22 protein-coding genes are annotated in these 22,025 nt (G+C 59.8%); 8 read left to right on the top strand and 14 right to left on the bottom strand.

Annotated features, from left to right (window positions below; translation table 11 throughout):
• Positions 1-42: 42 nt before the first annotated feature.
• A complete protein-coding gene (locus tag L861_RS18515; RefSeq protein WP_016418177.1) occupies positions 43-1,152 on the top strand; it encodes an aminotransferase class I/II-fold pyridoxal phosphate-dependent enzyme in 1,110 nt (369 codons plus the stop codon).
• Between the two features lies 1 nt (position 1,153).
• Here L861_RS18515 and L861_RS18520 read toward each other — a convergent pair whose 3' ends face one another.
• From L861_RS18520 to L861_RS18535, 4 genes are all read right to left on the bottom strand, one after another.
• Positions 1,154-2,200 (bottom strand): sodium:calcium antiporter, encoded by a 1,047-nt coding sequence (locus L861_RS18520; RefSeq protein ID WP_016418178.1) that lies wholly within the window; start codon positions 2,198-2,200, stop codon positions 1,154-1,156.
• On the bottom strand, positions 2,200-3,624 hold the full coding sequence (locus L861_RS18525; RefSeq protein WP_016418179.1) for an amidase: 1,425 nt from the start codon (positions 3,622-3,624) through the stop codon (positions 2,200-2,202). Before L861_RS18525 ends, L861_RS18520 begins: the two co-directional genes overlap by 1 nt.
• 145 nt (positions 3,625-3,769) lie before the next feature.
• Positions 3,770-5,278: a YifB family Mg chelatase-like AAA ATPase gene (locus tag L861_RS18530; RefSeq protein WP_016418180.1), complete on the bottom strand. Its 1,509-nt coding sequence runs from the start codon at positions 5,276-5,278 to the stop codon at positions 3,770-3,772.
• 111 nt (positions 5,279-5,389) lie between these two features.
• A complete protein-coding gene (locus tag L861_RS18535) occupies positions 5,390-5,740 on the bottom strand; it encodes an accessory factor UbiK family protein (RefSeq protein WP_016418181.1) in 351 nt (116 codons plus the stop codon).
• A gap of 272 nt (positions 5,741-6,012) precedes the next feature.
• Between L861_RS18535 and L861_RS18540 the strand changes: the two genes are divergently transcribed.
• The 3 genes from L861_RS18540 to glnK all read left to right on the top strand — a co-directional run bounded on the left by L861_RS18540 (position 6,013) and on the right by glnK (position 8,190).
• Positions 6,013-6,351: a P-II family nitrogen regulator gene (locus L861_RS18540; RefSeq protein WP_016418182.1), complete on the top strand. Its 339-nt coding sequence runs from the start codon at positions 6,013-6,015 to the stop codon at positions 6,349-6,351.
• Positions 6,352-6,433: 82 nt separating this feature from the next.
• Complete coding sequence (locus tag L861_RS18545; protein WP_016418183.1) at positions 6,434-7,684, top strand: ammonium transporter AmtB; 1,251 nt, start codon at positions 6,434-6,436, stop codon at positions 7,682-7,684.
• A 167-nt stretch (positions 7,685-7,851) separates the two neighbouring features.
• Entirely contained in the window at positions 7,852-8,190 is a 339-nt protein-coding gene (glnK, locus tag L861_RS18550) for a P-II family nitrogen regulator (protein WP_016418184.1), read from the top strand.
• 120 nt (positions 8,191-8,310) lie between these two features.
• On the opposite strand, the gene L861_RS18555 is transcribed toward glnK, so the two are convergent.
• The gene (locus L861_RS18555; protein ID WP_016418185.1) at positions 8,311-9,087 is read right to left on the bottom strand and encodes a ferredoxin--NADP reductase; all 777 of its coding nucleotides are present in this window, start codon (positions 9,085-9,087) and stop codon (positions 8,311-8,313) included.
• Between the two features lie 147 nt (positions 9,088-9,234).
• On the opposite strand from L861_RS18555, the gene L861_RS18560 reads away from it, so the two are divergent.
• The gene (locus L861_RS18560) at positions 9,235-10,161 is read left to right on the top strand and encodes a LysR family transcriptional regulator (RefSeq protein ID WP_016418186.1); all 927 of its coding nucleotides are present in this window, start codon (positions 9,235-9,237) and stop codon (positions 10,159-10,161) included.
• Positions 10,162-10,247: 86 nt separating this feature from the next.
• Here the strand turns inward: L861_RS18560 and L861_RS18565 are convergent, their stop codons facing one another.
• Positions 10,248-12,134, bottom strand: coding sequence for a methyl-accepting chemotaxis protein (locus L861_RS18565; RefSeq protein WP_016418187.1), 1,887 nt, complete (start codon positions 12,132-12,134; stop codon positions 10,248-10,250).
• A gap of 132 nt (positions 12,135-12,266) precedes the next feature.
• On the bottom strand, positions 12,267-12,695 hold the full coding sequence (locus L861_RS18570; protein ID WP_016418188.1) for a host attachment protein: 429 nt from the start codon (positions 12,693-12,695) through the stop codon (positions 12,267-12,269).
• Between the two features lie 200 nt (positions 12,696-12,895).
• Here L861_RS18570 and L861_RS18575 point away from each other — a divergent pair, with 200 nt between their 5' ends.
• Positions 12,896-13,393: a hypothetical protein gene (locus L861_RS18575; RefSeq protein WP_016418189.1), complete on the top strand. Its 498-nt coding sequence runs from the start codon at positions 12,896-12,898 to the stop codon at positions 13,391-13,393.
• A 76-nt stretch (positions 13,394-13,469) separates the two neighbouring features.
• Here L861_RS18575 and L861_RS18580 read toward each other — a convergent pair whose 3' ends face one another.
• From L861_RS18580 to hemE, 7 genes are all read right to left on the bottom strand, one after another.
• Positions 13,470-14,198 (bottom strand): amino acid ABC transporter ATP-binding protein, encoded by a 729-nt coding sequence (locus L861_RS18580; RefSeq protein ID WP_035568903.1) that lies wholly within the window; start codon positions 14,196-14,198, stop codon positions 13,470-13,472.
• A 64-nt stretch (positions 14,199-14,262) separates the two neighbouring features.
• Positions 14,263-15,363, bottom strand: a complete 1,101-nt coding sequence (locus L861_RS18585) for an amino acid ABC transporter permease (RefSeq protein WP_016418191.1) — start codon at positions 15,361-15,363, stop codon at positions 14,263-14,265.
• A gap of 10 nt (positions 15,364-15,373) precedes the next feature.
• Entirely contained in the window at positions 15,374-16,564 is a 1,191-nt protein-coding gene (locus tag L861_RS18590; protein ID WP_016418192.1) for an amino acid ABC transporter permease, read from the bottom strand.
• A 113-nt stretch (positions 16,565-16,677) separates the two neighbouring features.
• On the bottom strand, positions 16,678-17,679 hold the full coding sequence (locus L861_RS18595) for an amino acid ABC transporter substrate-binding protein (RefSeq protein ID WP_144063080.1): 1,002 nt from the start codon (positions 17,677-17,679) through the stop codon (positions 16,678-16,680).
• 347 nt (positions 17,680-18,026) lie between these two features.
• Positions 18,027-18,887, bottom strand: a complete 861-nt coding sequence (speE, locus tag L861_RS18600; RefSeq protein WP_016418194.1) for a polyamine aminopropyltransferase — start codon at positions 18,885-18,887, stop codon at positions 18,027-18,029.
• Between the two features lie 104 nt (positions 18,888-18,991).
• Complete coding sequence (locus L861_RS18605) at positions 18,992-19,372, bottom strand: VanZ family protein (RefSeq protein ID WP_016418195.1); 381 nt, start codon at positions 19,370-19,372, stop codon at positions 18,992-18,994.
• On the bottom strand, positions 19,365-20,441 hold the full coding sequence (hemE, locus tag L861_RS18610; protein WP_027947947.1) for a uroporphyrinogen decarboxylase: 1,077 nt from the start codon (positions 20,439-20,441) through the stop codon (positions 19,365-19,367). Before hemE ends, L861_RS18605 begins: the two co-directional genes overlap by 8 nt.
• 188 nt (positions 20,442-20,629) lie before the next feature.
• Between hemE and ribA the strand changes: the two genes are divergently transcribed.
• Positions 20,630-21,265 (top strand): GTP cyclohydrolase II, encoded by a 636-nt coding sequence (ribA, locus tag L861_RS18615; protein ID WP_016418197.1) that lies wholly within the window; start codon positions 20,630-20,632, stop codon positions 21,263-21,265.
• A gap of 61 nt (positions 21,266-21,326) precedes the next feature.
• On the top strand, positions 21,327-21,998 hold the full coding sequence (trhA, locus tag L861_RS18620) for a PAQR family membrane homeostasis protein TrhA (RefSeq protein ID WP_016418198.1): 672 nt from the start codon (positions 21,327-21,329) through the stop codon (positions 21,996-21,998).
• Positions 21,999-22,025 lie beyond the last annotated feature (27 nt).

The following is a 22,025-nucleotide window of genomic DNA, read 5'->3' on the forward strand; positions in this document are numbered from 1 at the left end:
GACGACAATGAACATACATCCGTATTGCCAGGAGTTTTCGACATGCCGCGTTTTGCCGATCACCTCTATCGCGATGGCCCAAGCAATCCCTTTCCCGGTCTCAAGGCCCTGGAACGGCGTCTGGGCCGTGAGATCCCATACCGACTGGGCTCCAATGAGGGGCTGGACATGCCCCATCGGGCGCTTGGGGCGCGTTTTGGCCACGAACTGGCCGGCTTGGCGCGCTGTTATGGCGATGCGGAAGCCATGGGGGTGAGAACGCGCCTGAGCGAACGGCTCGATACGCCGCGTGAGACCCTATTGATCGATGCCGGCGCCGATAGCCTGATGGCCTTGGCACTGCGCGCCGTGGCCACTCCCGGCACCACGGTGGTAACCAGTGCCGGCACCTATCCGACCTTCGGCTATTTCGCTGCCGGTCAGGGATGTCGCATCGTCGAAATCGACTACCGCGATGACACGGGAACCCTGGCTCCGGATCTCGATGCACTGGCTCAGGCTGCCCATCGGGAAGGTGCTCGATTGGTCTATCTGGCCAATCCCGACAATCCCGGCGGTCATCTACATGACGACGAAGCGGTGTTACGACTGCGAGAGGCCTTGCCCGAGGACTGCCATCTGCTGCTCGACGAGGCCTATCATGACTTCCGTCATGACGCCTCTTCACCCAGCGCTGGCGAGGCGTGGCCCGGTACCATCCGTTTACGCACCTTTTCCAAGGCCCACGGCCTGGCGGGGCTGCGCATTGGTTATGCGATCGCCGAACCCGAAACGATCGAGATGTTGCACAAGGTGCGCATCCACTACGCGGTGTCATCACTGGCCGAGGCTGCTGCCGAAACCCTGCTCGATCATGCCGACGAGACGCATGCCCATATCCAGGCAGTGATCGAACGGCGCCAGCGCCTGACCCACTGGTTGCGCGACCTTGGCGCCGATGTTCCCGACAGTGCCACCAACTTCGTTGCCGTGCGCCTACCCGATGCCGAACTGGCCAAGAAGGTCCATGCCGAACTGCTCGAAGCCGGCAGCCTGATCCACCGGCCACCCCATCCGGCACTCGGCCATGTACTGCGCATCACGGCAGTGGAGGAGGCCCTGGCACCTGGACGCCTGGCCACACTGGAAAGGGCGCTACGCGATGGGGGGTAACCTACTCGCCGGTCCCCCCCAGCATGACCATGAGTACCCCCGCCAGGTAACAGCCGATAACCGTGACGCTCTCGAAGCCGATGCGGCCGGGGCCCTGTTCCTCGCGGCGAATCAGCCCGGCCAGCATGACGCCCGTCATCAGCAGCGACAGGGCGATCCACAGCACGACCGAATCGGGTACGGCGTGGTAGATCGAACCGCCTCGGTAGGCGACATCGGCGGCGGCAGCGAATAGGGTATCGAAGGCGTTTCCCCCGATGATCCCGGCGACAGCCAAGGTCAGCGCTCCCCGACGCACGGCCGCCAGCGTAGTCACCAGCTCGGGCAGGGACGTCGCCACCGAGGTCAGCAATACCCCTACCGTCGTCTGGCTGAGGCCGGTATTCGCGGCAATGCTCGAGGCACTGCGTTCGAGCACCCAACCGGAAAGCCCCAGCGCGATGGCCATCACAGCGAATGCCCCCCATAACGCCGTCAGCGAGCGACGCATGGATGCCTCATCCGGCTCGTCGAGGCGTGTCTCCAGCGTGCGCGCGGGACGCCACATGGGATTGACATGCACCTTGTTGACCAGGCGCAAGCCGAACGCGTAGGCAAAGAACAGCAGTGGCGTCACCGGATGAACGTGCCATAGGCTTATGTCCGGGGAGAAACGGCCCACCAGCAATAGGGCCAGCAAGCACAACAACAGCGTGCCTTGCATCAGGTTACCAAGGGAAGCTGCCGCATGCTCCAGATTGGCACGCCGGTAGGCGACATCGGCGATGGACAGAAACAGGGTCTGGACGGCTATGCCTCCCAGTGCGTTGCTCATGGCCAGTTCCGGGCGGTCAGCCCACGCCGCGGACACCGATAGCACGCTACCCGATAGCGACGTTGCCATCCCCAGCAAGGCCGCGCCTGCCACCGCTTCGCCAAGCCCGGTGCGGTCAGCCAGTTCGTCGACGATGCGAGCCAGGCGTGTTCCTGCTACGCCGATCACCCCGGCACATACCAGAAAGAGCCCAATGGCGACAGGCAGCGACAGGCTATCGGGCGACATCGGCATCAACCCGGATCTCGCCCACCAACGTACGGCGCGATGGGAAAGCGCGGCGGTACGGCATGCAGGTAAGCGCGGCTAGCACGCAGCACGACGCGATCCTGAAAACGCGCTCCCACCAGTTGACAGCCAATCGGGAGCCCCTCGGCGCTGAACCCGCAAGGTATCGATGCGGCCGGCTGACGCGTCAGGTTGAAGGGATAGCTGAACGGGGTCCAATCCATCCAGTCGCTCATCCCCTTGCCTTCGGGCACCTCCCGACCTGCGGCGAATGGCAGTACCGCCACGCTTGGCATCAGAAACAGGTCGAAGTCATTACGAAAATGCGCTTCAAAGCGTGACGTCAAGGTGGCCCTGGCCTCTTCGGCGACGAGGACATCATTGGCACTGAACGCTTCACCACGCCAAGCGTTTTCCAGCAATCCCGGACTGATCTGGTGGCGCTCGGCCTCGGTCATCTGGTAGCACAACCGCCAGGTCGTCGTGAACCACAAAACCTTGAAAGCTTCGCCAGCTTCATGCAGATCGAGATCGCTGGGTACCACCTCGGCACCCAGCTCGGTCAGCGTCTTTGCCGCTCGTTCGACGGCTTCGGTAACCTGTGGGTCAACCCCGACACGACGCGCCTTGGTGATTAGTCCGATACGCACGCCCTCGAGGGGCTGGCGAGTGGTTTCCCCCCAGTCCTCCGGCGCTGCAGCGATGGCATAACTATCGTGAGAGTCATAGCGACCAATGACGTTGAGCATGCGTATCGCATCGTCGACACTGCGCGTGATCGGCCCGATATGCGACATCGACGGCAACGAGCAGGGCGGCCATTGAGGCACCAGACCAAACGTCGATTTGAAACCGAAGGTACCAGTGAAGGAAGCAGGAATTCGTATCGAGCCACCAGAGTCGCCTCCCTGGTGCAGCACCCCCAGATTCAGCGCACAGGCTGCGGCAGCACCACCCGACGAACCACCAGGCGTAAGCCGTGTATCCCAGGGGTTGTAGGTCACTCCCGTCAGCGGGCTGTCGGTGACGCCCTTCCAGCCGTACTCGGGCGTGGTGGTCTTGCCCAGAATGATGGCTCCCGCATCGCGTAGCCGTCGTGCCGGTGGCGCATCCTCCTCGCATGGTGCAGGGTCAGAGATCAGCGTCCCTTCACGCGCCGGCATACCACGCACCTGGGTCAAGTCCTTCATCGTCACCGGTAGCCCATCCACCGGCCCCAGCGGCTGACCTCGCTGCCAACGACCCTCTGCCTGACGGGCAGCATCCAGCGCCCCCTCATGATCCACATGACAAAAGGCGTTGATGACGGGATTGTAGCGATCGATGCGCTCCAAGGCGTTCGCCACCGCCTCGTGCGGCGAGACCCAGTCATGTCGATAAGAATCGATCAGAGCGGAGGCATCCATCTCAGCGATCTCCGTCTCGTTCATCGAGCCTCCTTGGCTAGCGTTGGGGTACGTTACCAGCTTAGTTGATGCGGGTAGCTACCCGGTTCCATCGTTTGCCGAAGAGAATTCGATCCCTCAAGAGAAAGCGGTCACCATGGTGCTCATCACTATGGCGTTCCCGCATTGCTCAGGTGCGCCTGAGCAGCCGATCCAACTGACGATAACCGATGGCTTCCATCAACTGTGGCTTGGCGGGGTGTGCCTCTCCGGCCAGGTCGGCGAGCGTCAGGGCGACACGCAGTACGCGATGGTAAGCCCGTGCCGAAAGGTTCAGACGTTCCAGCACCTCGGCCAACCAAGTACGTTCTGCGGCTCCCAGTGCACAGGCCGCCTCCAGTTCACGACCCGGTAGATGGGCATTCAGGCCACCGCGGGCATACTGGCGCTCGCGCGCTGCCTCTACCCGGGTACGTACCTGGGCCGAGCTTTCCCCATGCTGGGTCGAGGTCAACTGTTCTGGAGGCAATGCCGGCACTTCCACCTGCAAGTCGATTCGATCTAACAGGGGTCCGGACAACCGTGCCTGGTAGCGCCGGATCTGGGCGGCGGTGCACTGGCAACGCTGACGAGGATCACCCAGATGTCCACAGGGGCAGGGATTCATTGCCGCCACCAGTTGGAAGCGTGCCGGATATTGGCGCTGGTGGCTGGCCCGGGAGATGGAAATGCATCCCGACTCCATGGGTTCACGCATCACCTCGAGTACGCTGCGGCTGAACTCAGGAAGCTCATCGAGAAACAACACGCCTTGGTGCGCGAGGGAGATCTCGCCAGGACGCGGTTTGGAGCCGCCACCCACCAATGCCACGGCGCTGGCGGTGTGATGCGGGGCACGGAAGGGACGCTGTCCCCACTGTTCGCGTAATGGCAATCCGCATACTGAGCGGATCGCAGCCACTTCCAGTGCTTCATCTTCGGTCAACGTCGGCAGAATGCCAGGCAGGCGGCTGGCAAGCATGGTCTTGCCAGTGCCTGGAGGGCCAGCAAACAGTAGGTTGTGACCACCCGCCGCCGCGACCTCCAAGGCACGCCGAGCCTGATGTTGCCCTCGTACTTCGAGCAGATCGGCGGTAGCTTCAGGGGGCGCAGCAGGCATTTGGAGCCGATGTGCCTTGATCCGCGTATGCCCCAATAGGTGTGCCACCACCTCTAGCAGGTGGTCGGCAGGCAGGACTTCCAAGTCCCCAGCCAAGGCGGCTTCATCGGCATTGGCCTGCGGTACCAACAAGCGCCGCCGAGCACGACGCGTTGCCAGCGCGACCGGCAATACACCGGGCACTGGGCGTAGACGCCCATCGAGCGCCAATTCCCCCAGGCACTCTACGCCCTCCAATGCCTCGGCCGGTATCTGGCCTGACGCCACCAGGATGCCCAATGCGATGGGCAGATCGAAACGCCCTCCTTCCTTGGGCAGGTCGGCGGGCGCCAGATTCAAGGTAATGCGGCGGGTGTTGGGGAACTCGAAGCCGGCATTGATCAGGGCGCTACGCACCCGTTCTCGACTCTCCTTGACCGCTGTCTCGGGCAACCCTACCAAGGTCACCCCCGGCAGGCCATTGGCGAGGTGGACTTCAACCAGAACCTCGGGGGCGTCCAACCCCAGACTGGCACGCGTATTGATAAGAGCCAGCGTCATCGGCGTTCCTTGCACATTGTCATTCATCCCTGACGTCACGACGCCCATCATCATTCGGTATCGGTGGCACACCGATGTCCGATCACGTCGTGCTCTTCGTTAGTATTGTCGTCAATCGCCGTCGCGCGGAGACGGTTCGGCCGTTTCCCCGGCTCCGGCGTCTTCGGCCGGCGGAGTATCGCCATGGTGCTCGATCACTGGAGTCCCCAGCGTTTGCCGGGCTTCCAACGCCGCCTCAAGAGCCGCCACTTGCTTCTCCAACGTCTCGACGCGCGCGCGAGTACGTTGCAGGACGTCCATCAGGATATCGAAATCTTCCCGCGATACCAGTTCCAGCCGATCAAAGGCCCCACGTACAACCTGCTGTACCCCGCGCTGCAGTTCCTCAGGAGCATGCGACGCGTCCTGAAGACGTTCTCCAAGCCGCTGGGCCAGTCGGCTGATACGGTCATTGCTCACCATGGGGTCGCTCCTCGCTCAGTGGCACATGAATTCCTACAGGATACGCAAGAGCGCCTTGTCACGCATGCGCCAACTTGATGCATCAACATGGAGCGCGCGCACCATATTTGCGCACAGAGTGGTCACCGCGGTAATCGCCAATTCATGCCGCAACGCAAAAATAAACATAACACACTGATTTTAAATAGGTTAATCAATCATGGCATGCTTTGCGCTTGATGCACAATAGGCGCAAGCCTATTTAATAGCACGCCATTGACGGGAGATCTGAGATGAAACTCATCACCGCCATTATCAAGCCATTCAAGCTTGACGATGTCCGGGAAGCGCTGGCCGACAACGGCGTACAGGGCATCACCGTGACCGAGGTCAAGGGCTTCGGTCGCCAGAAAGGTCATACCGAGCTCTATCGTGGCGCCGAGTATGTCGTCGATTTCCTACCCAAGGTCAAGGTTGAGGTCGCAGTGGACGATGACCGCCTGGAAGCCGTTCTCGATGCCATCCGCACCGCCGCCAACAGTGGCAAGATCGGCGACGGCAAGCTATTCGTGACACCGCTGGAAGATGTCATACGGATTCGTACCGGAGAACGTGGTGCCGATGCCGTCTGATTGCCCTTCCGCCCGCTAAGTACGCAGGAATTCTACGCCAACGTAACTACCGAAAAATAACGCTGGCTCAGGAGATTACCCAATGACAGAACTTTCAGAGCTGACTTATGCGCTCGATACGTTTTATTTCTTGATCTGCGGTGTGCTGGTCATGTGGATGGCCGCCGGCTTTGCGATGCTCGAGGCGGGTCTGGTGCGCTCCAAGAATACCGCCGAGATCCTGACCAAGAACTTCGCCCTGTTCGCCGTGGCCTGTACCATGTACCTGCTGATCGGCTACTACATCATGTACTCCAGCGACAGCGGCGGTTTCCTGCCCAACCTTGGCGTCTTGATCGGTGTCGAGAATTCGCTGGATGCCATCACCGCCGGCGGTGAGGATGCCCCCTACTACTCCATGCGTTCAGACTACTTCTTCCAGGTCGTGTTCGTGGCCACCGCCATGTCCATCGTCTCCGGAGCCGTGGCCGAGCGTATGAAGCTGTGGACCTTCCTGGCCTTCGCCGTGATCATGACCGGTATCATTTACCCGGTGGAAGGCTACTGGACCTGGGGCGGTGGCTGGCTTTCCGAAGTCGGTTATTCCGACTATGCCGGTTCCGGCATCGTGCACCTTGCAGGTGCAGCCGCCGCTCTGGCCGGTGTACTGGTACTCGGCCCCCGTGCCGGCAAGTACGGCAAGGACGGCAGTATCTACGCCATTCCCGGCGCCAATATGCCGCTGGCGACCTTGGGCGCCTTCATCCTGTGGATGGGCTGGTTCGGCTTCAACGGCGGTTCCGAGTTGAAGATGTCCGACGCCGCTTCCGCCAATAACGTCGCTCAAGTCTTCGTCAACACCAATGCCGCCGCTGCGGCTGGCGTGATTGCCGCCCTGGTGCTGGCCAAGCTGTGGTTCCGCAAGGCTGACCTGACCATGGCCCTCAACGGCGCCCTTGCCGGGCTGGTAGCGATCACTGCCGACCCGCTCTCGCCCCCCGCTTTGGGCGCGGCCATTATCGGTGCTATCGGTGGAGCCATCGTGGTTGCCTCCATCGTGGCACTCGACAAGCTCAAGATCGATGATCCGGTCGGTGCCATTTCGGTGCATGGTGTGGTCGGCATCTGGGGGGTCCTGGTAGTGCCGGTGAGCAATGCCGATGCCTCTTTTGGCGCCCAGATCATTGGTATCATCGGTATCTTTGCCTGGGTCTTCCTCGCCAGCCTGGCGGTATGGCTGATCCTCAAGGCCATCATGGGTATCCGGGTCAGCGAAGAGGAAGAGTACGAAGGGGTCGACTTGGCTGAATGTGGCCTGGAAGCCTACCCCGAATTCAACGGCGCGAAGAAGTGATCGCGCCGAACCGAGTGAGCTGGCGTGCTCCCCTGGCCCCCTCCGGGGGGCCTTTTTTAATCCCCGCTCGAGCGGTGTATGCTTGACAGCCAACACCGCTCGGCAATGCTAAAGATCATGTGGGGGCTCGGTGCGCCACCCGCACAACAGATGCGAGGAGAAGGACCATGAAACTGGTGACTGCCATCATCAAGCCGTTCAAGCTCGACGACGTTCGGGAATCACTTTCCGAGATCGGCGTTCAGGGCATCACCGTCACCGAGGTCAAGGGCTTCGGACGACAGAAGGGGCACACCGAGTTGTACCGGGGAGCCGAATACGTGGTCGACTTCCTGCCCAAGGTAAAGCTCGAGGTGGCAGTGGACGACGACATGTCCGAACAGGTCATCGACGCCATTACCCAAGTCGCCAACACTGGTAAGATCGGCGATGGCAAGATCTTCGTCTCACCGCTGGAGCAGGTCATTCGTATCCGCACCGGCGAAACCGGCAAGGACGCGGTCTGAAAGCTCGAAGCCAGAGCTTGATAGGTACCGACGAACAAAGAAAACCCCCTGCAATTCACGCCCGCAGGGGTTTTTCTCTTCCAGCTTCCGCCGCGAAGCGGCGCTCTTCACGCTTCTAACTTATTTTTCGACAAAGGCCCGCTCGATCACGTAGTCGCCGGGCTCCCCCATACGCGGTGAGATCTGGAAGCCGAGGTCGTCAAGCAAGGCGCTAGTGTCGTCGAGCATCGCCGGGCTGCCGCAGATCATGGCGCGGTCCTGCTTGGGGTCGATCACCGGCAGGCCGGTATCCTCGAACAGCTTGCCGCTGCTGATATGGTCGGTCAGGCGCCCCATGGTATGGAACTCCTCACGGGTAACCGTCGGGTAGTAGACGAGCTTCTCGCTGATCTCTTCGCCCAGGTATTCGTGGGCTGGCAATTCCTTGGTGATGAAGTCCGCATAAGCGAGTTCGCTGACGTTGCGTACGCCGTGGATCAGCACGATCTTTTCGTAGCGTTCGTAGGCTTCGGGATCCTGGATCAGGCTCATGAACGGCGCCAGACCGGTACCGGTAGACAGCAGATAGAGGTTGCGCCCAGGCAGAAGGTCATCGGTGACCAAGGTGCCGGTAGGCTTGCGGCTGACCATGATCTGGTCGCCAACCTTGAGATGCTGCAGGCGTGAGGTGAGCGGGCCATCCGGAACCTTGATGCTGAAGAACTCGAGATGATCCTCATAATTGGGGCTGGCAATGGAATAGGCCCGCATCAGGGGCTTGCCATTCACTTCGAGGCCGATCATCACGAACTGGCCATTCTTGAAACGCAGGCTACGTTCCCGCGTCGTGCGAAAACTGAACAGGCTGTCGTTCCAGTGATGAACGCTAAGAACTTCTTCCAAGGCAAACTTGCTCACGACCGGCTCCTTTCATATTCCACTGGCGAATAACGCTGCCACCTAAACTTTGATGACAATTCTAAGTGCTCGCTTCATATCTGTTAAATGGGTTGTATGGATAAACCTTATCTATAATATGGATATACAGATTCTCAGGAGTTCATCGTGCGCTATACCCTGCGTCAGTTGGAAGTCTTTGTCGCCGTTGCCCAGCATGAGAGTGTGTCGCGGGCCGCACGTGCCCTGGCCTTGTCACAATCGGCGGCTAGCACGGCGCTGGCCGAGCTGGAGCGCCAGTTCGACTGCCAATTGCTCGACCGCATCGGCAAGCGACTCAAGCTCAATGCGCTGGGCTTCCAAATCCTGCCCAAAGCCGTTGCCCTGCTCGACCGCGCTGAGGAGATAGAGGAACTGTTGCGTGGTCAGCGTGGCATCGGTTCACTCGATGTGGGCGCCACCCTGACCATCGGTAATTACCTTGCCACCCTCTTGATCAGCGATTTCCTGCAGCGCCATCCAGACAGCCGAGTACGGCTGCAAGTACGCAATACCTCTGCCATTATCGAACGCATCGTGCAGCACGAACTTGATCTGGGTCTAATCGAGGGCGATTGTCAGCACGAGGACGTAGTGATGCAGCCTTGGGTGGAAGACGAACTGGTGGTGTTCTGTTCGCCGCACCACCCAATGGCCAAAGCTGGCGAAGTGGACATGGACCGCCTGCTGCGTGCCGACTGGATCATGCGCGAGCAGGGCTCAGGAACACGCCTGACATTGGAGCATGCCGCTCGGCATCGTCGCGGGCGCTTCAATATCCTGCTCGAGCTGGAACATACCGAAGGCATCAAGCGCGCCGTGGAATCGGGACTGGGCATCGGCTGCGTGTCGCGTCTGGCGCTACGCGATGCTTTCCGTCGGGGAAGCCTGGTGTCGCTTCCTACACCGGAACTGGATCTTCGGCGTCAGTTCACCTTTATCTGGCATCGCCACAAGTACCTGACTACCGGGATACGCGAATTCCTACGTTTGTGTCGACAGATGACCGAAGGTATCGAACGCAGCGACGAGATCGACCTGCCCTATATTCCCTAGCACCCCGCTTTCCCGTCGACAAGAAAGCGATCCCACTCAGCCAAGACCGAATGGGATCGGTATTTCAAAGCGCGATACTAGCCATCTCAGACCAGCTCGCGTTGCCGACGAACCTCTTCGCGAGACCGAGACCCCGGTGCAGACAGCCGTGGTACACCTGGTGGAGCATGCCCCTCAGTCAGGGTGAATCCACTTATGGCCGTTGCCAGCCGATCCGCTTGCTCCTTGAGTTGCTCGGCGGCGGAGGTCGACTCTTCGACCAGGGCGGCATTCTGCTGAATCATGCGGTCGAGCTCGGAAACCGCCACGTTGACCTGACCGATACCGTCGCTCTGCTCGGCGGTAGCCGTGGTGATCTCGCTCAGTACGTCGGCCACCCGCGTAATACTGGAGACGATCTCGTCCATGGTAGTGCCGGCAGTGCGCACCAACTCGGCCCCGTCTTCGGTCCGGGCCACCGAGGTGTCGATCAGCGCCTTGATTTCGCGCGCGGCCGATGCCGAGCGGCTTGCCAGTTGACGTACTTCACCGGCGACCACGGCGAACCCACGGCCTTGTTCGCCGGCCCGTGCCGCCTCCACGGAGGCGTTTAGCGCCAACAGGTTAGTCTGGAAGGCGATGCCGTCCATCAACGTCACGATGTCGGCGATCTGCCGCGAAGAAGCGGTGATGTCTTCCATGGTACTGACCACCTGGGACACCACCTCACCACCGCGCGTTGCCACCGAGGACGCCGACTGGGAAAGCGAATCGGCCTGCCGCGAAGACTCAGCGGTATGCTCCACGGTACTGGTGATCTCTTCCATCGAGGCCGAGGTCTGCTGCAGGCTAGAAGCGGCGGTTTCGGTGCGTTGCGACAAATCTTGACCACCACTGGCGATTTCAGTGGCGGCAACACGCACGGCTTCGCTGCTATCCCGGATAGTCAGCATCACCGCTTCCATCTTGGCGACGAAACGGTTGAATGCCGAGGCAATCTGCGCCACTTCATCACGCCCTTCTTCCGGTAGGCGGCGTGTCAGATCGCCACTGCCACTGGCGATGTTTTCCATCGCATCGCGGGCCCTCACCAGGCCGCCCAAGGAGCGCTTTAGCCACATCCCGAGCAGTACAGTAGCCATGGCCGCCACCACCAGTAACGTGATCAACGAGGAGTGAATGACACCTCGCAGGCCGGCATTGGCCTCACGCGTATCGAGCGCCACACCCAATTCCCAATCGCTGCCCGCGATAGGCACCACTGACAGGCGTTTGCCATGCCCTTCGATATCGACGGCGCGCCAGTCACTTTCGTGTCCCAGAGCCTCCATCGTCTGAGGCGTCAAATAGCCACTCAGTCGGGTTACAGGTTCCAGAATGAGGTCCGAATTGGGGTGAGCGATCAGTGTCTCGCCCCCCGTACTCAGGAAGGCGAAACTCGAAGGTGTCGGCTGAATTGTCGCAACGTCGGCAATGATAGTGTCGATCACCACATCTCCGCCAATCACGCCAACCAGCTTGCCATTTCGTTCGACCGGAGTGGCAAAAGACACCACCATCTGTCCTGAATTGGCGTCCACGTAGGGTAACGAGACGATGGTTCCACCACGGTTGGTGGCATCGATGTACCAGCTACGCTGTCGTGGGTCATAGTCGTCGGGCGGTACCCAGCCATCGGAAGCGATCAGGCTACCGTCGGGCTTGCCAAGGTAGGCTGATAGAAAGCCGCCAGATTCAGCCAACTGGACCAGTGCCGTGACCGGATCGTCACCTGCCACCGGGGCACGTGCCGCTTCGATCATACGGGTTCGCGCACCAACCCATTCGCCGATCGCTCGAGCATGACCTTGGGTCAAGGATGCCAGTTGCTGGCTTACCTGATTATCGTTGTGGGACTTCACAGTCAGATAGCTGGCGATACCATTGAACGCCAGTGCCAGAGCGATCACCACCAAGGTAGCGATCAGAATGCGTATACGCAGGGAAGAAACCATGGGCACTCTCGCGGAAATAGGGAGTTTTCCAGAACGGCGGCACGCGGGTGCCACGCGCCGCCGTTGTTCCCTATCGGCCGGGATAACCCAGGCTTTAGCCAAAAAACGAAGACAGCCAAAAAACGAAGATGCTCAGCGCAGGTCGCTGACAGCCTCCTGAATCTCGGACTGACTGGCTTTGGAAAGGTCCTTGGGCAGGGTATGAATGATCAACTTGCCGGAAGGAGAGTCGAGCTTGTCACGCAGGAGTCCCAGAAAACGCGGTGGCGCCACCAGTATCAGCTTCTGGAGGTGATTATCGACGCGTGCTCGATAAATACGTTCGGCCACTTCCTTGGCGAACATCTCGGCATGATGATTGGAAGCGGCATTCTCTCCGCCTGACGCACGTGCAGTGGTCGCGGTCGACTCATGCACGTCACCACGGCCATCGGTCACCAAGTCGCCTTCATGCAAGCGCCCTTCGGCATGCACGAGACTATCCTGCTCCACCAGTTGCAAGGCATCACGGGTGAAAACGCGCGCCCGGGCCGAGTCCGCCACCACAATATAGGTCGTCATAAACTTACGCTCCTTGGGTTGCTGACACCGCGATACTTACCTTATCGAGATTGGCAAGGGTCGCGCGGGTGGTCAATATCGCTATTCGAACCTAGCCCCTGCAGTTTTCCCAAGAAGTGAGGTAGCATCGGTGGCGCCGGCATGGAGGTCGGCGCAACCGGCCAGCATCGAGAGTGCCGATTCACCGGGAGATCCCTCAAATGCGACAGTTTCTGTTTCCGCGTCGTCCCCTGTCACGGCGCACCTTGATATTCAGCCATCTGGTCATCCAGCTCGGCCTACTGATGACAGGTGTCGCCTGGCTAGCACCACGTACCCCTTGGCTTGCCGAAACGGCTTGGTCACAGGCCTGGCCTGAACTGATTCTGGGAATCAGCATCCTGCTGCTGGCCATGGTTGGGGCCCGGCTGCTCGCCGAACTGTGGCTACTTCCCCACTTTCTGGTCAACCAGCGGGCGGGCTTCGCCCCGGGAGAGGTCATCACACGCTCCTTCGACCGCCGTCCTGCAGTACACGATACCAACGACAGTTGGACCGGTGCCGCCCGCCGGCACGATGTCGAGGATACCGTACTCGGCGCAGCTCGCGTTACCCAACCGGCTGCCTCGGCAAGGCGCCAGCGCCAGAGTGAACCCACCCTGGACATGGCCGCCAACGCCACTCCGGAGCCGACACCGCGCCACGAGCCACGCTTGTAACACTCACGTTCCTGAAGGACAGCGCTCAGCTTGATGAAGGCTGGGGCGTTGTTCTTCTGCCTTGTCGCTGCCTGGTTCAGTGGCCAAGAATCTGGCTCAGGAACAACTGGGTGCGCTCGGACTGCGGGTTATGGAAGAACGGCTCCGGCGCGTTCTCTTCAATGATCTGCCCCTGGTCCATGAAAATCACCCGGTCGGCCACGGTCTTGGCAAAGCCCATCTCGTGGGTCACACAGAGCATGGTCATGCCTTCCTCGGCCAGTTCGACCATGACATCGAGCACTTCCTTGATCATCTCCGGATCCAACGCCGAGGTCGGTTCGTCGAACAGCATGACTTCCGGATGCATGCACAGCGAACGGGCGATCGCTACTCGCTGCTGCTGGCCGCCCGATAACTGGCCCGGATATTTTCGGGCTTGCTCGGCGATACGCACGCGTTCGAGGTACTGCATGGCACGCTCCTCCGCCTCGCGGCGCGGTTTCTTCTGCACCCACATTTGTGCCAGACAGCAATTCTCCAGCACCGTCAGGTGAGGAAACAGATTGAAGTGCTGGAACACCATGCCAACCCGCCGGCGGATCTGTTCGATACGCTTGACGTCCTGGGTCAATGGCATGCCGGCGACCACGATCTCGCCCTGCTGATGCTCCTCGAGATGATTGATGCAGCGAATCAGCGTCGACTTGCCGGACCCCGAGGGTCCACAGATGACGATACGCTCGCCGCGGGCGACCGTCAGGTCGATATCGCGCAGCACATGGAAGTCGCCATACCACTTGTTGACGCCGCGCATCTCGACCATCGTGGCCGTGGTGCTGGCCTGAGAGATGGAAGCTTGTTCACGCATTATGATTGTCCTTGCTTGCTCAGCGTTTGTGACCGGTATGCAGCTTACGCTCGAGGTACTGACTGTAACGCGACATGCTGAAACAGAAGATCCAGAACATCAGCCCGGCGAAAACGTAGCCCTCCAGCGCGAACCCCAGCCAGCGCGAATCCGACAGTGCCGCTTGAACGATCCCCAATAGATCGAACAGCCCGATGATCATCACCAGGGTGGTGTCCTTGAACAGGGAAATGAAGGTATTGACGATACCGGGAATCATCATCTTCAGTGCCTGCGGCAGTACGATCAGTCCCATGCGCTTCCAGTAGCCCATGCCCAACGCCGCCGCAGCCTCTTCCTGTCCGCGCGGGATCGCCTGCAAGCCACCGCGCACCACTTCGGCCATGTAGGCACTTTGGAACAGGGTGATGCCGATCAGGGCTCGAACCAAGCGATCGACACTGACACCGGTAGGCATGAACAACGGCAACATCACCGAGGCCATGAACAGCACCGTGATCAAGGGCACACCACGCCAGAACTCGATGAACACCACACTGAAGCTCTTGACGATGGGCATATGGGAGCGCCGCCCCAAGGCCAGCAGGGTCCCGATCGGCAAGGCAGCGACCATGCCGACGACCGCCAGCACCAAGGTCAGCATCAACCCGCCCCAGCGGTGAGTCTCGACCACGCGTAGCCCGAAGTAGCCCCCATAGAGCAGGAAGTAAACGAATATCGGGAACACTATCAAGGTCACCGCCGCTACCCAGCGTTTGAGCGGCAGCCGAGGGATTGCCAGCCAGGCGACCAATATGGCGAAAACAGCGAAGATCACGTTGACTCGCCAGAGTTCATCACGCGGATACAAACCGTAGATGAACTGCCCGATACGTGCATTGACGAATACCCAGCAGGCCCCTTCGCGCGAGCAATCCTCACGGCTGGTGCCAATCCAGTCGGCATTGATAAGCGCCCACTGAATCGCCGGCACTAACAGCAGATACAGCAGATAGAGGGCAAGCAGGGTAAAGAGCGTATTGATCGGGCCACTGAACAGGTTGGTGCGCAGCCAGGCGATGGGCCCGATGGTACTGGACGGCGCCGGACGCGCCTCGATCGTCTTGTGGTTATGGATCATGGCGCTTCTCCTAGCGTTCCACTAGCGCCACGCGGGCGTTGAACCAGTTCATGAACATCGATACCAGCAAGCTGATGGTCAGGTAGACCGCCATGGTCATGGCAATGACCTCGATCGCCTGCCCCGTCTGGTTGAGCGTGGTACCGGCGAACACCGACACCAGGTCGGGATAGCCAATAGCCGTGGCCAGCGAGGAGTTCTTGATCAGGTTGAGATACTGGCTGGTCAGTGGCGGGATGATCACACGCAGGGCCTGAGGAACGACCACCAGTCTCAATACCAGCCCCTGGGGTAGACTCAAAGCCTGGGCAGCTTCCGTCTGGCCATGGGAAATCGCCTGGATTCCCGAGCGCACGATCTCGGCGATGAAAGAGGCGGTATAGATCGACAGCGCCAGCCACAAGGCGAGGAACTCGGGGATCACGGTGATTCCACCCCGGAAATTGAAGCCCCCCAGTTCCGGGATATCCCAAGTCACCGGCACGCCGGTCACTACCAGCACCCCTAGCGGCAAACCCACGATCAGTGCAAGGGCGATCCAACCTGCCGGCAACCGCTGTCCCGTCGCCTCGTGGCGGCGCTTGTTCCAGATCAGCAGTGCGATACTGGCGACGATAGCGATGGCCAAGGCCAATGGAATCAAACCAAAGCCGGACTCGAACATGGGCTGGGGCAGATAAAGCCCACGCACGTTGAGGAAGATTACTTCGCCCAGCGAAAGACTTTCCCGAGCACTAGGCATGGCCCGTAGCACAGCGAAATACCAGAAGAATATCTGCAGCAACAACGGGATATTACGGAAGATCTCGATATAGCCGTTAGCCAGCCGAGCAATCAGCCAGTTGGGTGACAAGCGTGCGATACCGACGGTAAAGCCGATGATGGTCGCCGCCAACACACCCAGACCGGATACCAGCAGGGTATTGAGCAACCCAACCACGAAGGTGCGCCCATAGGTGCTCTGAGACGAATAATCGATCAGGCTCTGAACGATGCCAAAGCCCGACGTGTTGGTAAGAAAGCCGAAGCCAGTGGTAATACCGCGTGCCGCGAGATTGTCCTGAGTATTGCCGATGATGGTCAGCAGGAAGGCCGCGACAGCCGCCACCAACACTAGCTGGAAGGCCAGGGCCCGCTTGGCGGGGTCACGCCAGAATGGAGGTTTTGGGCCCTGGGCAGGGAGCTTGGATCTAGCAGACATGAGAATGTCTCCGCCAGGAGTCAAACAGAATCGAGAACGGCTCTCAGGGCCGGGATCTTCCGGCCCTGGGCCGATACATGGCTTCGGTCATACCGAAGCCTCAGGCGGAACGCTTAGCGTACCGGTGGCGCGTACTGAAGACCGCCTTCGGTCCACAAAGCATTGACGCCGCGTTCGATCTCTAGCGGAGAATTCAAACCCACGTTGCGATCATAGATCTCGGCATAGTTGCCTACCTGGCTAATGATGTTATAAGCCCAGTCAGCAGAAAGTCCCATGCCTTCGCCGTAGTTGCCATCCTGGCCGAGCAGACGCGCAATATTGGGATTCTCGGAATTCGTCATCTCGTCGACGTTCTCACTGCTGATGCCCAACTCCTCGGCGTTGAGCATGGCGAACAGCGACCACTTGACGATGTTGAACCACTGATCGTCACCTTGGCGAACCACCGGCCCCAGCGGCTCTTTGGAGATCACCTCGGGCAGGATCATGGCACCACTCGGGTCGGACAGCTGGATACGCAACGCGGCCAACTGGGAGGTGTCCGAGGTCAGGACATCGCAGCGACCAGCCTCGAAGCCACCCACTGTCTGCTCGGAAGTGTCGAAGACAATAGGATCGAACTGCATCTCGTGTGCACGGAAATAGTCAGCCACATTGAGCTCGGTGGTGGTGCCTGCCTGAATGCAGATTGCCGCGCCATCGAGTTCCTGGACGCTACTGATCCCCAGATCGGACGAGATCAGGAAGCCTTGGCCATCGTAGAAGGTCACACCGGCGAAGTTCAGCCCCAGCGTCGTGTCACGTGTGGTGGTCCAGGTAGTGTTACGTGATAGTACGTCGACCTCGCCCGACTGCAGGGCGGTGAAACGTTCCACGGCGTTCAGTGGCACATAGCGCACGGCCTCGGAGTCGCCGAAGACGGCAGCAGCCACCGCACGACAAACATCGACATCGATACCTTGCCATTCACCCTGGTCGTTGGGTGCCGAGAAGCCCGGCAGGCCATCACTGACCCCACACTGCACCACACCCCGCTGCTTGACATCATCAAGCGTGGCGGCTTGAGCGGTTGACGTTGCCCCGAGCACCAGAGCAGCGACGGAGGTCAGCATTACCAGCTTGTTGTTTTTGTACGACATGGATAGTTCCCTCGGATAGTATGGAATTCGTGCATGCTTGCGCATGTGTCATGCACCTTAGCAAAGACTGTTCCAACCACGTGACATTCTGGCGATAACATTTATTCAACGCAGGAAAAACAGCAAAATATCAGGCTTCTTCTTGGCAATTTCCAGCAATAGCTAATATTCGATCGTTCAGATGGCACCACCAAGGTGCAAAATACTCACCACTGCCACACCATCGCGCCGCCCTGATGCCAAGGAACAGCTGCCCCAGCATGACGAGATGCTGGGGCAGCGACTAGGGAGGGGTCAGTAAAGGGAAAAACGTTATCCGCTCAATCCAGCAGACGACGCATGAAAGGCGGTAGTACCAAGGCACCACGGTGGGCGTCGGCAGTGTAGTAATCGAACGCTAGGTCAGAGGCACTGGCATCGGCCTCGCGGAAGCGAGTCACGTCGCACTCCTTGCCGGCGAGTGTCGCGCTCCACCACCCAGAAGGATAGACCGGTTGCGGAAATGGCAGGGTTGCAACGCTCGAGAAACCGGCCTCCTGCATGCCTTGGCGCAGATCACGGATGATCGAGCCACTGTGATAGAGCGGCGACTCACTCTGCTGAACGATGACCCCACCCTCCTTGAGAATACGGTGACAACGCTTGAGGAAATCGGTCTTGAACAGACCTTCCGCCGGGCCTACCGGATCGGTTGAGTCGATGATCATGACATCGATACTGGTTTCCTCAGCCTCGTCGACCCATTTCACGCCATCAGCGAACAGCAGCTCGGCACGCGAATCGTCGTTGGATTCGGTCAAGGCGGGGAAAAACCGTTTTGCGGCCTTGGTGACTTCTTCATCGATATCGATCTGGGTGACATGCTCGACACCCGGATGCTTGAGCACCTCGCGCAGAGTGCCGCAATCACCGCCACCAATGATCACCACCCGCTTGGGATCGCTATGAGTGAACAGCGCCGGATGCGCCATCATCTCGTGATAGAGGAAGTTGTCACGATCGGTGAGCATTACACAGCCATCAAGCACCATCAGGTTGCCGTAAGTCTCGGTGGCATAGACTTCGAGATGCTGGTAAGGGCTGCGCACATCGAGCAGCTTCTCCGTGACCTTCAACGAGAAGGCGCTAGCGTGGCTGTCGTAGACTTCGGTGAACCAGTTGGCGTCGAGAGACTTGGTCATCTTGGACCCTCGTATGACGGAAGTGAATGCCAGGCCGCCGAGCGAATGGCGGGCTGCGCAAGATAGCCTAGCAGCCCGACGGACTCAACGCTGATCGGCGGCGGCTATCCCTGACGGCGAAAAGCGCCCCAGCGCAGGGCCTTCAGCAACAACACGGCAATGGCCGCCCCCAGAGAATTGGCCAGAATGTCTTGCCAATCGCCACCACTGCGTCCAGGCACCGCCATCTGCAGATATTCGATGACGATGCCGTAAAACGCCACGATCAGAAAAGTTGGCGCCGGCCGCCACCCGGTCAGCCCCACCAGCCCTGCCAGGCCGGCATAGCCGACAAAGTGGTTGAACTTGTCCCACGGCAGCCGCTCGGGCATTTCACTGCCTGGCGTCAAACTACCGACAGCTATCGCCACTGCCGCCAATACGGCCAGCAAGGCCCAGAGCCAGCGTCGCTCATACCAGCGTTTGAGGCAAAGGAACTCAGGCATTGTGGATCCGGCGGTGATAGGCCGGGCTCAGCTCATGCAGCGCCTCCATGAAGGCGGTGACACGCTCGGGATCGGTAAACTGGCTAATGCCATGCCCCAGATTGAAGATATGCCCTGGCCCTTCACCATAGCTATCGAGGATGCGTGCCACCTCGGCACGAATCGCCGACGGTTTGGCAAACAACACATTGGGATCGAGATTACCCTGCAATGCTACACGATGGCCGACCAGTGCCCGTGCCTGCGACAATTCGGTAGTCCAGTCCAGGCCCACGGCATCGGGGCCGGCACTGGCGATATGTTCCACCCACTGCCCGCCATTCTTGGTGAACAGGATCACCGGCACCCGGCGCCCGTCATGCTCGCGAATCAGGCCAGCGACGATCTGTTCCATGTAGCGCAGTGAGAACTCCAGATAGGCGGGAGTCGACAAGGTACCGCCCCAGGTATCGAAGATTTGTACCGCCTGGGCACCGGCACGAATCTGGGCATTCAAGTAATCGGTCACCGCCTGGGCCAGCAGATCGAGCAAGTGATGCATGGCATCCGGTGTATCGTAGAGCATGGTCTTCACATGCCGGAAGTCCTTGCTCGAAGCCCCTTCGACCATGTAGGTGGCCAATGTCCAGGGACTGCCGGAGAAACCGATCAGCGGCACTCGACCATTCAGTTCACTACGAATGGTACGCACGGCGTTCATCACGTAGTCGAGATCGCGCTCGGTGTCCGGCACCTTGAGAGCGGCAACAGCCTCAGTGGTGCGTACCGGCTTGCGAAACTTGGGGCCCTCGCCAGTCTCGAAATACAATCCCAGGCCCATGGCATCGGGAATGGTCAGAATATCCGAGAATAGGATGGCGGCATCCAACGGATAGCGTTCCAGCGGTTGCAGCGTGACCTCGCAGGCCAGTTCGGTATTGCGACACAGGTCCATGAAGCTGCCGGCCTGGCCACGCAGCTGGCGATATTCCGGTAGATAACGTCCTGCCTGACGCATCATCCACACCGGCGTGCGGTCCACCGGCTGACGCGCCAAGGCGCGCAGAAAGCGATCGTTATTGAGTTCCATGATCATCACCGCTTGTCAATTTGCCCGCATTGTACCCAAACATGGCATCGTCGGCTTGATTCACAATCCCGATTACCCCATTTAGTGCCAATACTCATTGACCACGAGGCGCCGTGAGGATCGGCGACGTTCCTGTTAGAATGTCCGCTCCACTTGTGCACCGCCGTCGTCCATCATCGAGGTTTCCTGTGACGATCCGATTCATCGCCGCCTCCAAGCTTCCCACTCCGTGGGCGACCTTTACCATGCACGGCTTCGAAGACGAAGCCACGGGCAAGGACCATATCGCTCTGACCCTAGGCGATATCACTGACGGTGAGCCGGTACTGGGACGCGTCCATTCAGAATGCCTGACCGGCGATGCGCTGTTCTCGATGCGCTGCGACTGTGGCTATCAGCTTCAGGAGGCACTCAAGCGTATCGCCAACGAAGGCCGTGGCGTGCTGCTCTACTTGCGTCAGGAAGGGCGCGGTATCGGACTGCTCAACAAGATTCGCGCCTACCACCTGCAGGACGAGGGTGCCGACACCGTGGAAGCCAATGAACGTTTGGGGTTTGGCGCCGACTTGCGGCGTTACGACCTGTGCGTGCCGATGCTCGAACACCTGGGCGTGGCGTCACTGAGATTGATGACCAATAATCCACGTAAGGTCGAGGCCCTGACACGCGATGGCGTGACCGTTGCCGAGCGCTTGCCGATCACTACCGGCCTCAACCCCCACAACGAACAGTATCTGGCCACCAAGGCCGGCAAGCTCGGTCACATGATGGCGCTTGGCGATTTTACCCAAGCCTCGGATATCGATATCGAACGCAAGCCTTGAGCCGGACCAAACGGAACGAACCCGTTGTTCGATAGGTCTGAAAGGTCATGGAGAATTCATCATGACGGATCAGCCCCCCCTCGACGACACTCTCTACAGCCTCCGCGAAGAACTCCTCCACAGCATCAGCCACGGTATAGGAGCGGCTCTGAGTGTGGCTGGTATGTCGGTGCTGATCGTGCTGGCCAGTGTCGCGGCAGAAGTCGACCCCTGGAAGATCGTCGGAGTGAGTCTTTACGGCGTTACGTTGACCCTGCTCTATACCGCCTCAACCCTCTATCATGGCACCCGCCACCCAAAGCTCAAACGCGCCTTCCAGCAGCTCGACCACTGCGCTATTTACGGTTTGATCGCCGGTACCTATACGCCCTTTCTGCTGGTCAACCTGCGCGGCCCGCTGGGCTGGACGCTGCTGGCAACGGTCTGGGGGCTGACTCTCGGTGGTATCGCACTCAAGCTGGCATGGCCGCACCGCTTCGGCACACTGCGCGTGGCCATCTACTTGATCATGGGCTGGCTAGTCGTGGTTGCCTTCGGTGAGATAGGCCGTCATCTATCAGCGACCAGCATCACCTTGTTGGTTGCCGGCGGTATTACCTACACCGTGGGCGTAATCTTTTATGCGGTTCGCGCCATTCCCTTCCATCACGCCATCTGGCACCTGTTCGTGCTTGGCGGCAGCACCTGTCACTATTTCGCTGTCTATACCGCAGTGCTGCCTTTCTCAGCGTGATCTCCCTCGCCTGTCCCCCAATCAATG

Source organism: Litchfieldella anticariensis FP35 = DSM 16096 (assembly GCF_000409775.1).
GTDB classification, from domain to species: Bacteria; Pseudomonadota; Gammaproteobacteria; order Pseudomonadales; family Halomonadaceae; genus Litchfieldella; species Litchfieldella anticariensis.